General features: G+C 66.1%; 10 protein-coding genes. 3 read left to right on the top strand and 7 right to left on the bottom strand.

Going from position 1 to position 11118, the window contains the following annotated elements:
* Positions 1–187 precede the first annotated feature (187 nt).
* Both HNP71_RS06235 and HNP71_RS06230 read right to left on the bottom strand, forming a co-directional pair.
* Complete coding sequence (locus tag HNP71_RS06235; protein WP_183266011.1) at positions 188–1555, bottom strand: amidase family protein; 1368 nt, start codon at positions 1553–1555, stop codon at positions 188–190.
* Positions 1546–2529, bottom strand: coding sequence for a cysteine synthase A (locus HNP71_RS06230; protein WP_183266010.1), 984 nt, complete (start codon positions 2527–2529; stop codon positions 1546–1548). The genes HNP71_RS06235 and HNP71_RS06230 overlap by 10 nt, the downstream gene beginning before the upstream one ends.
* A gap of 52 nt (positions 2530–2581) precedes the next feature.
* Between HNP71_RS06230 and HNP71_RS06225 the strand changes: the two genes are divergently transcribed.
* Positions 2582–2992, top strand: coding sequence for a rhodanese-like domain-containing protein (locus tag HNP71_RS06225; protein ID WP_183266009.1), 411 nt, complete (start codon positions 2582–2584; stop codon positions 2990–2992).
* Positions 2993–3076: 84 nt separating this feature from the next.
* Positions 3077–3775 carry a hypothetical protein gene (locus HNP71_RS06220; protein WP_183266008.1) on the top strand — a complete coding sequence of 233 codons (699 nt, stop codon included), beginning with the start codon at positions 3077–3079 and terminating at the stop codon, positions 3773–3775.
* A gap of 6 nt (positions 3776–3781) precedes the next feature.
* Here the strand turns inward: HNP71_RS06220 and HNP71_RS06215 are convergent, their stop codons facing one another.
* The 3 genes from HNP71_RS06215 to HNP71_RS06205 form a co-directional block, all read right to left on the bottom strand.
* Positions 3782–4849 carry a class I SAM-dependent RNA methyltransferase gene (locus HNP71_RS06215; RefSeq protein WP_183266007.1) on the bottom strand — a complete coding sequence of 356 codons (1068 nt, stop codon included), beginning with the start codon at positions 4847–4849 and terminating at the stop codon, positions 3782–3784.
* A gap of 7 nt (positions 4850–4856) precedes the next feature.
* Positions 4857–6530 (bottom strand): DEAD/DEAH box helicase, encoded by a 1674-nt coding sequence (locus HNP71_RS06210; protein ID WP_183266006.1) that lies wholly within the window; start codon positions 6528–6530, stop codon positions 4857–4859.
* Between the two features lie 166 nt (positions 6531–6696).
* On the bottom strand, positions 6697–8748 hold the full coding sequence (locus HNP71_RS06205; RefSeq protein ID WP_183266005.1) for a heavy metal translocating P-type ATPase: 2052 nt from the start codon (positions 8746–8748) through the stop codon (positions 6697–6699).
* A gap of 105 nt (positions 8749–8853) precedes the next feature.
* On the opposite strand from HNP71_RS06205, the gene HNP71_RS06200 reads away from it, so the two are divergent.
* Positions 8854–9075, top strand: coding sequence for a heavy-metal-associated domain-containing protein (locus HNP71_RS06200; RefSeq protein ID WP_183266004.1), 222 nt, complete (start codon positions 8854–8856; stop codon positions 9073–9075).
* 6 nt (positions 9076–9081) lie between these two features.
* Here HNP71_RS06200 and HNP71_RS06195 read toward each other — a convergent pair whose 3' ends face one another.
* Positions 9082–10539, bottom strand: coding sequence for a methyl-accepting chemotaxis protein (locus tag HNP71_RS06195; protein ID WP_183266003.1), 1458 nt, complete (start codon positions 10537–10539; stop codon positions 9082–9084).
* Positions 10540–10606: 67 nt separating this feature from the next.
* Positions 10607–11113, bottom strand: a complete 507-nt coding sequence (locus tag HNP71_RS06190) for a DUF3429 domain-containing protein (protein ID WP_183266002.1) — start codon at positions 11111–11113, stop codon at positions 10607–10609.
* Positions 11114–11118: the final 5 nt, after the last annotated feature.

Genomic DNA, 11118 nt, shown 5'->3' with positions numbered 1-11118 from the left:
GCATGCCCCAGGGCACATTGAAACCACCTCAACCATCAAGCATGAAGGGGAAAGACACTGCGCCTGAGCGCGAACAAAAAGGGGAGCACGTCACCCTCAAGAGCCTTCCGGATCGCAGCTAAAGATTTATCTTTATAAGCCTTAAAATCAACTGGATTAATCATATGCACTCCACTGAGTTCTATACCTACCCCACCGCCCTCTCCACCGCCCGCGCCACACGCAGCATCATGTCATCGCAATAAAGCGGCGCGGCAATCTGCACGGCGGTTGGCAGCCCGGCATCGTTCACCCCCATGGGCACGGTCATCGCCGGTTGGCGGGTGAGGCTGAACAGATAGGCCCAGGGCGCCCAGTTCTGGTTCAGCGCCGCCACGGGGTCGGGCACGGGGGCCGCGGCCAACGGGGCGCAATGCGGCACGGCGGGGCAGATCAGCGCATCCACCTCCAGCGCCGCCATGGCGTGGGCGGCTTCCAGGCGCAGGGCCTCGGCCTGCACCAGCTCCAGCGCCGTGGTGTTGCGGAACTGCTCCGCCACCGCCAGCAGGCCGGGGTCGAGCAGGGCACGCTTGTCCTCGGCCAGCGTATCCACCACACGGGCCAGGGCCACGCCCCACAGCTTGGGGAACACGGCCGAGGCATCGGGCAGTTGGGGGGCGATTTCGACCACCGTAGCCCCCTGCCCTTCCAGCGCCCGGCGGGCATCGTCGAGGGCTTGCAGGCCGTCCGCGTCCACCGGGGCGGGGAAGCCCGGGTTTTGCAGCACGCCGATGCGCAAGCCGCTCACCCCGTCCTCGATCCCGGCGCGAAAATCGCGCTTGGGTTCGGGGAGTGAGAACGGGTCCGCCGCGTCATGCCCCGCCAGCACGGAGAGCAGCAGCGCCGCGTCGCGCACCGAGCGGGCGAGCGGCCCGGCCACGGCCACATGCCCGAACGCCCCCAGCGGCCATTGCGGCACGCGCCCGAAGCTGGGCTTAACCCCCACCACGCCGGACCATGCGGCGGGAATGCGGATGCTGCCCCCGCCATCGGTGCCCACATGCAGCGGGCCGAAGAACGAAGCCGCCGCGGCCGCCGCGCCCGAGGAGGAGCCGCCCGGCGTGTGCGTGGTATTCCAGGGGTTGCGGGTGATGCCGGTGAGCGGGCTGTCGCCGGGCGTTTTCCAGCCGAATTCGGTGGTGGCCGTCTTGCCGATAATCACCGCCCCCGCCGCGCGCAGGGCCTTCACCAGCGGTGCGTCCTGATGGGCGGGGGTGGCATCGGTGGCCTTGCTGCCGCGCCGCGTGGGCAGGCCCGCCACGTCGATCAGGTCTTTCACCGTCACGGGCACGCCATCCAGCGCGCCGAGCGGCTTGCCCTCGGCCCAACGCAGCGCGCTCGCCCGCGCCGCGTTCAGCGCCCGCGGGTTCATCACGGCGAAGGCGTTGATCTCCGGGTTGCGCCGGGCGATGCGCTCGGTCACCGCCTGCAACGCCTCCAACGGGTTGAGCTTTTTGGCGGCATAGGCGGCGAGCAGCTCCTCGGCGTCCAGCGCCGCGGGTTCGGTTACATCCATGCGGGCACCGGCAGGTTCTTGGAACGGAGGAATTCGGGGTTGAACAGCTTGCTCTGGTAGCGCGCCCCGCCATCGCACAGCACGGTCACGATGGTGTGGCCCGGCCCCATGTCCCGCGCCACGCGGATGGCCGCCGCCACGTTGATGCCCGCCGAGCCGCCGACGGAGAGCCCCTCATGGCTCAGCAGGTCGAACACCTGCTCCAGCGCCTCGGGGTCGGGGATGCGCACGGCATCGTCGATCTTCACGCCCTCCAGATTGCCCGGCACGCGGGATTGGCCGATACCCTCGGTGATGGAGGAGCCGCTCACAGTGAGATCGCCATTCTTCACCCAGCCATACAGGCCGCTGCCCTCCGGGTCCGCCAGCACGATCTTCACGCCCGGATTACGCGCCTTCAGCGCCAGCGAGACGCCCGCCAGCGTGCCGCCCGTGCCGCAGGCGCAGGTGAAGGCGTCCACCTTGCCGCCCGTCTGCTCCCAGATTTCCGCGCCCGTGGTCAGGCGGTGGCCCTCGCGGTTGGCGAGGTTGTCGAACTGGTTGGCCCAGACCGCGCCCAGCTCCTCGGCCAAACGGCGCGAGACATGCACGTAATTCTCCGGGTCCTTGAACGGCTTAGCGGGCACCAGGCGCAAATCCGCGCCGATCATGCGCAAAAAGTCGATCTTCTCGCGGCTCTGCGTTTCGGGCATGACGATGATGCATTTATACCCCAGCGCATTGGCCACCAGCGTCAGCCCGATGCCGGTATTGCCCGCCGTGCCCTCCACGATGATCCCGCCCGGCTTGAGCCTGCCGCTCTCCACGGCATCGCGGATAATGGCGAGTCCCGCCCGGTCCTTCACCGACCCGCCGGGGTTGAGGAACTCCGCCTTGCCCAGAATCTCGCAGCCCGTGGCCGCCGAGGCCCGCTTGAGCCTGATCAGCCTGGTCCCGCCGATCGCCCCGATCAGCCCGTCCGCCACTGTTTCCATACGAACCCGTCCTCGCTATGTTGCGTTTAAAGTCTATACGCCGGAGGGCATTATGATCGAAGACGTCGCGCCGCGACAGGTGTGGGAAGCACTCATGAGCAATCCGTCCGCCGTGCTGTGCGATGTACGCACAAACGCGGAATGGAGCTTTGTCGGGGTGCCGGATTTGAGCCAGACCGGAAAGCAGCCCGTGCTGGTGCAGTGGCAGGCCTACCCGGCCATGCAGGTGAACCCGCATTTCGTGGAGGCGCTGACCGCCGCCCATCTGGCGCCGGACCAGCATGTGTACTTCATCTGCCGCTCCGGCGCACGCAGCATGGCCGCCGCCCAAGCCGCCAAGGCGGCGGGGTTCAAGCATGTGTATAACGTGAAGGACGGCTTCGAGGGCCCCGCCGACCCGCGCGGCCACCGGGGGCTGGTGGCGGGGTGGAAGGCGGATGGGCTGCCTTGGCGGCAGGGGTAAACACTGCCACCATTAGAACGATTACCTCGGGAAAATAACGGCCTGCCACTGCCTTGTTGCTAGTCTCTCCCCCTCGAGGAAGCTATGGATTTAACCAAACTTCAGCACCAATGGATTGAGTTATATTACAAAATGAGTCGTGCCCCCGATCTGGTGGCCGAAAAACTTGCTGCACCTTTTCTCAGTACACTGACTGAAGAAAACAAACAAAACCATTCACGAAACGTACTTTACATAGGAAAGGCGACCGCAAAGGATTGGTACAAACCTAATTTCGAGGCCGAGCCAACAGTTCAGGCTCGACACCAGAAAACATGCGAATTCTTACAATGGATTGAAGGTGGAGGGTCTACCTCAGCTTTTTGGAGGCTTGGAAAACGTTTCAATGATTTAATGGCACAGAAACAGACCGCTTCTTTGTCAAATTTGATTTGGACCAATATCGCAAAAATTGGAGTAGATAGAGGCAACCCGTCACGCACCTACCTCAGACACCAACAAGAGTTAGCAATATTAACGTTAATCGAAGAGATCAAAGGATATAAACCAAAATTGATCGTCTTTGTTTCAAGCGATTACGCCAAAGATATCGTTCGAGAAGTTTTTCAGTCATTCGATGCAGATCAAGACGATCCATCTTGGATTAAGAATGACGAACACATTTGGTGGCGACCAGCATTAGGCCAATTACCTTTCGTTGCTTGCGTCGGACACCCTCAACGCAAAACATGCCAAACTTTGGATACTTGGTTCAGCACCATTCGCACCGAAGCTGGCCTATAAAACAGGCTACTTCCCAAACACCACCACGCTCTCCAAATTCTCCGAATACGGAAACTGGTCAATCGGCGTAGCGGCAAGAACCGAATACCCAGCGCGGCGGAGTGCCCCGGTATCCGCCGCCAGCGCCTCCGGATTGCAGCTCACGTAAATCACGCGCGCCACGTTTGCCTGCACGATAAAGCGCATCTGCGCCGCCGCCCCGGCGTAAGGCGGGTCCAGAACAATGGCGGCGGCTTTCGCCATTTCGGCGGCTTGCAGCGGGCGGCGGTGCAAATCGCGCCGCGCGATGCTCACGCGCCCGGCCAAACCAGCCGCGCGTGTGGCGATCTCGGCGGCGGCGGGCGCGAACATATCACCCTCATACGCCTCCACCCGCGCATGTTGCGCCAGCGGAAAGGTGAGCGTGCCACAACCCGCGAACAGCTCCACGATGCGCGATTTAGCGGTGAGCTTCGGCAGCCCGGCGAGCATGGCGGCCACAATCGCGGCCTCGCCCTCGGGGCTGGCCTGCAAGAACCCGCCCGGCGGCGGGGTAACGGCCACACCGGCAAACCGGATCACCGGGTTACGCAGGATAATCGCGGGCTCCGGGTCCGCATTGCCGGTGGCAATGGCGATGCGCGGCACGTCATGCGTCTTGGCGAAGTCGATGATGCGCTTGCGGTCGGGGAGCTGGAATTCGGCGTCCAAGCGGAGCAGGATGTCCGGCCCGTTCTCGAGCCAGTTGATAACCACCGAGCCCGCCCGGCGGAACGCCAGCAGGCTGCGCAGCAACTCGCGCAGTGGCGGCAGCAGGGGAACAATTTCGGGGCGCAGCAGCGCGCATTCGCGCATGTCCACCACCTCCGCCCCGCGCGCCTTGTGCAGGCCAAGCGAGATGTCCACCCCCTTGCGCGTGGCGGCGAGGTCCACGCGGCGGCGCGTGCCGGGCGGCACCTCCACCAGCGGGGATACGGGCGCATCCAGATACCCGGCGCGGGCCAGGGCACCTTCCAGCAGCGCGGATTTGTCGATAGCGTGGCGGTCCGCGACGGCACAGCCACCGCAGACGCCAAAATGCTGGCAATGCGCCATGATCAGCTCAGGATTCGGCGTTGCCGCCGTTCTCCTCGGGGATCACGTCCGGCGCCTCTTCTTCGTTCACATCCTCCACCACCGGGGTGGCGCCACGGCGGCGGATGAGCATGAAGGCGGGAACGGTCTCGCCGAAGCCGAGCACCGGGGCGCCCAGATCCCTGTCGTAACGCGGCTCGCGGTCACGCTCGCGCTCCCGGCGGGGGCGCTCACGGTCACGCTCACGCGGTGCCTCACGTTCACGGGCTGCCTCACGCTCACGCGGAGCCTCAGGCTTGGGCGCGCGTTCGGGCTGGGGCTTCGCCTCGCGGGCGGCGGGTTTCTCCTTGACGCCCTTCTTGTCGCCACCGCGAACAACACGTCCGCCACGGCCACGCTTGCGGCCATCGCCCTCGGCCCACTCCACAACATCCAGCCCCGGAATCTCGATGCGCGGAATCGGCGCGCCGGTCAGCTTCTCCACCGCCTCCACGGCCAGACGGTCATCCGGCGTGGCGATGGTGTAGGCATGGCCCTCGCGCCCGGCGCGGCCGGTGCGGCCGATGCGGTGCACGTAATCCTCGGCGTGATGCGGCACGTCGAAGTTAAATACATGGGACAGACCGCCGATATCGATGCCGCGCGCCGCGACATCCGAGCAGGCCAGCAGCTTCAGCTCGCCCGCCTTGAACTTCTCCAGCGTGGCGAAGCGCACGCTCTGCGGCAGATCGCCATGCAGCGCCCCGGCGGCAAAGCCGTGCTTGAGCAGGGATTTCAGCAGGATATCCACATCGCGCTTGCGGTTGCAGAAGATGATGGCGTTCTGCACGTCATCCGAGCGGATAAGGCGGCGCAGCGCCTCGCGCTTGTCGTGCTCGTTCACCAGCACGAGGCCGGAGGTGATGGTGGTCGCCACGGTCGCCGGCTTGGAGACGGTGATCTCCTTCGGCGCGGTGAGGAAGGCGTCGGCCAGACGGCGGATTTCCGGCGCCATGGTGGCGGAGAAGAACAGCGTCTGCCGGTTGGCGGGCAGCATCGAGACGATGCGCTCAATGTCGGGGATAAAGCCCATGTCCAGCATGCGGTCGGCTTCGTCGATCACCAGCACGCGCACATCGGTGAGCAGCAGCCCTCCGCGCTCGAACAGGTCGATCAGGCGGCCCGGCGTGGCGATCAGCACGTCCACGCCCTTGGAGAGCACTTCCTTCTGATCGGACATGCTCTCGCCGCCGATGAGCAGCGCATGGTTCAGCTTGAGGTACTTGCCGTATTGGACGAAGTTTTCCGCCACCTGCAGGGCCAGCTCACGCGTCGGCTCCAGGATGAGCGAGCGCGGCATGCGCGCGCGGGCGCGGGAGCCGGAGAGGATATCCAGCATCGGCAGGGTGAAGCCGGCCGTCTTGCCGGTGCCAGTCTGGGCACAGCCCAGCACGTCCTGACCCATGAGCACCACGGGAATGGCCTGCGCTTGGATCGGCGTCGGGTTCAGATAGCCCTTTTCGTGCAGGGCCTTGAGAATGGGCTCGGAGAGGCCGAGCGCGGCGAAGCCGTCCTGCTCCGCTTCCGGCTCCTGCGGTGCCACTTCCTGTTCGGGCTGCGGCTCGGGCGCGGCCTCCTGCGCCGGGGCTTCGGCGGCGTGTGTATTCGTGGTTTCGTCCTGCGCCGGGGGTTCGGCTTGATCGGCTACCGTGTTGTCAGACAAAAATTGGACCCGTTCGGTTTGAGTTGCCGCGCGTGAAAACACGCCTAGCGCACGCCGCGCCAGCTGCAATGCGCCCCGTATCGGCAGTTTGAACCGAGAAGTCAAGAATTAGCGCGGGATAAACGCCCCCGTGCCTCCGCTATTGCCGTGGGTGTGACATGTTTCATCAGCGTTTCCAATGCCGCAGGCGCAGGGCGTTGCCAAGTACGCAGAGAGAGGACGCGGCCATCGCCCCGCCCGCCAACGCCGGACTGAGCAGGCCGAAAGCCGCGGCGGGGATACCAAGCGCGTTATAGATCAGCGCCCAGAACAGCCCCTGCACCAGCACCACCCAGGTCTTGCGCGCCAGCCCGATGGCCTCGGGCGCCAGCTCAGGCGCCGGGCGCAGGAGCGAGATATCCGCCGCCTCGATGGCAACATCCGCGCCCGAGCCCATGGCCATGCCCACGCTGGCGGCGGCCAAGGCGGCGGCGTCGTTAATGCCATCCCCTAACATGGCGGGGCGCTGCCCGGCGGCGCGCAGATCCTGGATCACCTTCAGCTTCATCGCCGGGTCGGCCTGGGCGATGATCTCCACATCCAGCCCCAACGCCTCGGCCGCCGCGCGCCGGTCGCCGGTGAGTAGCAGCACCCGCACCCCCATCTCGCGCAGGCGCTCCACGGCCTCGCGCGCGCCGGGGCGCAGCGTGTCGGTAAAGGCGAAACCAGCGAGCACCACACCGTCCTCCTCCGCCAGCCAGGACCATGTGGCGGCATCGGTGGCGGCGGGCGCATCGGGCACCAGGGCCGTGGAGCCCAGCACATAGGCCTTGCCCGCCACCTCGCCGCGCACGCCCTTGCCCGGCAGGGCAGCGAAATTCTCCGCTGGTTGCACATCCGGCTGGCGCAGCGCGGCGCTCAGGGGGTGCGTGTCCCGCGCCGCCAGCGCGGCCGCGATCTCGCGGATTTGCGCCTCGGACAGGCTACCCACCAGCTCCACGCTTTGCAGACGCGGCTGGCCGGTGGTGAGCGTGCCGGTCTTATCGAACACCAGCGTGTCGATATGCGCGGCCTGCTCCAGCGCGTCGGCGGTGCGGAACAAGATGCCCTGCTTCGCCGCCGCCCCCGTACCCGCCAGAATCGCCGCCGGGGTGGCGAGGCCCATGGCGCAGGGACAGGCGATGACCAACACCGAGACCGCGTTGATGATGGCCTGCGGATAAGCCTCCCCATGCGCCAGCCAAGCCAGCAGGGTGAGCAGCGCCAGCCCCACCACCACGGGCACAAAGACCGCCGCCACCTGATCCGCCAACTTCTGCACGCGCGGCTTGGTGGCCTGCGCGTCCTCGATCATCCGCGCCATGCGGTCGAGGAAGCTCTCCCCCGCCGCCGAGGTCACTCGCAGCCGCAACACCGCGTTCAGGTTCAACGTGCCTGCCAGCAGCTTCGCCCCCGGCCCGCGCGTTACCGGCAAAGCCTCGCCGGTCACCGGGCTCTCATCCAGGCTGCCGGTGCCCTCCGTCACGATGCCATCCACCGGCACGCGCTCACCGGGGCGCAGCTCGATCTCGTCGCCCGGCACCAGAGCCACCACGGCTGCATCCGTGCCATCCACCCGGTGCGCCACCTCCGGCCGCAGCTTATGCAGCGCGGTGATGGCGCGGGCGGCGTCGCGCTTCACCCGGCCTTCCATGTATTTACCGAGCCTCACTAGCGTGATGATGGCCACCGAGGACTCGAAATAAAGCGGCCCGGCGGTGAAATAGTCCCACACCGAGAGCCCCCAGGCCGCCGAGGTGCCGAGCGCCACCAGCAAATCCATATTGCCCGAACCCGCGCGCAAAGCCGCAAACCCGGCACGGTAGAAGCGCGCGCCAAGCCAAACCTGCACGATACTGGCCAACACCAGCGCCGCCACATCCGGCACGCGCAGCACCATGCCCGCCACCACGGGGGCGGAGAGGATGAACGCCGCGATCAGCTCGGCTTTTTCACGCCGCTCGTCATAGGGTTTGGCGGCTTCCAGCGGCGTGGCAGTATAACCGGCGCGCTGCACCGCCGCGATGAGCGTCTGCACCGCCACCTCCGGCCCGGCCTGCACCTGCGCCATCTCGGTAGCCAGATTTACCGACGCTTCCCTCACCCCCGGCACACGGCGCAGCACTTTTTCCACTCGGGCGACGCAGCTCGCGCAGGTCATCCCGCCAATGGCAAGCTCAATCCGGTGGGGGGTAGGCATGGTCTGTTCCATGCCCCAGGATATGGGCAGCCTCCCGGCATAAGGTCAATGCGCTTGGCCCTGATATGCCGAAGCCCCTTATCTGGAACCGATAGGAGACCTGAAATGAGCCAGACCACTCTGACCTTCAACATACCCGATATGGATTGCCAATCCTGCGTCCGCTCGATCACCGCGGCGGTGCAGCAGGTGGATGCCAAGGCCGAGATCAGCGCCGATCTGCCCGCCAAGCGCGTAACGGTACGCGGCACGGGCAGCACGGCAGCTTTTGCCGCGGCCATCGAGGATGCCGGGTTTACCGCGCAACTTGCCGAAAAGACCGCCTAGCCCCATTCAGACAAGCCCCGCCGCCAGCACTCTGCGCGGCACGGCGTTAGCGCGGGGCTTCGGCATTGCCGGTGACGCCTTACGCACAGACGGCGGGACAATAGCCGGCAATCCCTCGCCAATCTGGAACCGCCCGACGAGCTTCGCCAGCTCCCGCGCTTCGGCTGCCAAACCGTGGCTGGCGGCGGTGCTTTCCTCCACCATCGCGGCGTTCTGCTGGGTCACGCGGTCCATCTGGTTCACCGCCTCGTTCACCTCGCCCAGGCCAGCCGCCTGCTCGCCAGCGGATTTGGCAATGCGCCTCGCCAGTTCGTTGAGCTGCTCCACCTGCCCGACAATGCGCGCGAGCGCCCGCCCGGTCTCGCCCACCAGCCGCACACCGGCTTCCACCTGCGCGCCGGATGTGGAGATAAGCCCCTTGATCTCCTTCGCGGCATCGGCGGAACGCTGCGCCAGGGCGCGCACCTCGGTCGCCACCACTGCGAAGCCGCGCCCGGCATCGCCCGCGCGCGCGGCCTCCACCCCGGCGTTCAGCGCCAGCAGGTTGGTCTGGAAGGCGATCTCGTCGATCACGCCGATAATGTTGGAAATCTGGCCTGAAGACGCCTCGATTCCGCTCATCGCCGCCACGGCGTCCCTCACCACGGCGCCCGAGCGCTCCGCATCCTCCCGCGCCATGCGCACCAGCTCATGCGCCTGGTTCGCCCCCTCGCTGCTGGCACGCACGGCGGAGGTAATCTCGCCCAGCGCCGCCGCCGTCTGCTCCAGTGTCGCCGCCTGCTGCTCGGTGCGGCGGGAGAGATCATCCGACGCCGCCGTCATTTCCGACGCGGCGGCGCTCACCCCGCTTGCATGGGCGGCGATGCCCTGCATGGATTGCCGGAACGCATCGATGGTGGTGTTGAAATCCGCACGCAGCGCCTCGTACTCGCTGGCAAAAGCGGTCTCGAAGCGCACGGTCAGATCGCCCTTCGCCAGCCTTGCGAAGCCCTGGGTAAAGGCGCCCATCACGCGGTGCTGTTCGGCGGCCATCTTCTCCTGCCGCGCCTGCGCCGCCACCAGCGCCCGCCGGTCCTGCCAGATGGAGACCATGGCCGGCTGCCCCTGAATGGTGGCGAACATCAGCGTGACGGTAACGGGCAGCGGCGAGCTGTCATGGCGCTGGTGCATCCAGTCGAATCTTATGGCGCCTTTCTTGCCGGACAGTTCGGCGAGCTTACGCATCGCCCCCTCGGAGGACAGTTCGCCATCCGGCTGGCGCTCGGGCGAGAAGCGGTCCGGCGTCATGCCGAGCAACTGCTCCCTGCGGCAGCCGAGCAGTGTTTCCATCGCAGGGTTGCAGTCGATCACCCGGCCATCGCGCAGGACAAAATAGGCATCCGGCGCGTTGTTGAAGATGAAATCCGCGATCTCCTCGCGGGCGGTTTGCTGGCGCGGCGGCTCTGCGCGCGAAAACAAGCGCATTGGCGTATCCCCATTTTTGTTGCTGGGGAGCATCGTAACCGCGCCGTGGTGAACGACTCGTAAACGCCTAGCCTGTGCGCATGCCGGTGAGCACCGCCAGCAGCACTACGAACAGCGTGGCCAACACCACGATAGAAACGCCCCAGCGCAGCGCGAGGTAATTGACCGCGACCACGCCGCGCCCGCGCCCGATCGTCTCCACCACGACGGTGATGAGAAACCCGGCCAGCAGCAGGAACAAAGCCAAGGCGGGGGCATTGAAATGCAGCATCAACGAGAGCGCCACCCAGCCGATCAGCGCAGGGACAATGCCGAAGATAAGCAACTGCCGCTCCGCCCCCAGCACGGCGGGCGGCAGCGGCGTGCCATTCACCGGGTGCGCCGTGTCGCGCAGGGCGAAACCCCAGTGCACCGCACCGAGAAAGGACAGGATGACGGCGCCGTAAGAGATCAGCACCTCGATGGCGGTTTTCGCCGCCACCGGGTCCAGCAGCACAACGGCGCCCAGCATCAGGAACGGTATGGCGCCCGCGAAGCTGAGCAGTACGGCGATGGTGAATGGTTGCTTGAACATGGTGG

The organism is Acidocella aromatica (genome assembly GCF_014201825.1).
Classification (GTDB): Bacteria; Pseudomonadota; Alphaproteobacteria; order Acetobacterales; family Acetobacteraceae; genus Acidocella; species Acidocella aromatica.
The sequence above is the reverse complement of the archived record's forward strand: the minus strand, read 5'-3'. Positions and strand labels throughout refer to the sequence as shown.

Bases quoted from the DNA above. Each gene is read 5' to 3' on its own strand.
- HNP71_RS06235 (WP_183266011.1), bottom strand. From the start codon at position 1,555: ATGGATGTAACCGAACCCGCGGCGCTGGACGCCGAGGAGCTGCTCGCC.
- HNP71_RS06230 (WP_183266010.1), bottom strand. From the start codon at position 2,529: ATGGAAACAGTGGCGGACGGGCTGATCGGGGCGATCGGCGGGACCAGG.
- HNP71_RS06225 (WP_183266009.1), top strand. From the start codon at position 2,582: ATGATCGAAGACGTCGCGCCGCGACAGGTGTGGGAAGCACTCATGAGC.
- HNP71_RS06220 (WP_183266008.1), top strand. From the start codon at position 3,077: ATGGATTTAACCAAACTTCAGCACCAATGGATTGAGTTATATTACAAA.
- HNP71_RS06215 (WP_183266007.1), bottom strand. From the start codon at position 4,849: ATGGCGCATTGCCAGCATTTTGGCGTCTGCGGTGGCTGTGCCGTCGCG.
- HNP71_RS06205 (WP_183266005.1), bottom strand. From the start codon at position 8,748: ATGCCTACCCCCCACCGGATTGAGCTTGCCATTGGCGGGATGACCTGC.
- HNP71_RS06200 (WP_183266004.1), top strand. From the start codon at position 8,854: ATGAGCCAGACCACTCTGACCTTCAACATACCCGATATGGATTGCCAA.
- HNP71_RS06195 (WP_183266003.1), bottom strand. From the start codon at position 10,539: ATGCGCTTGTTTTCGCGCGCAGAGCCGCCGCGCCAGCAAACCGCCCGC.
- HNP71_RS06190 (WP_183266002.1), bottom strand. From the start codon at position 11,113: ATGTTCAAGCAACCATTCACCATCGCCGTACTGCTCAGCTTCGCGGGC.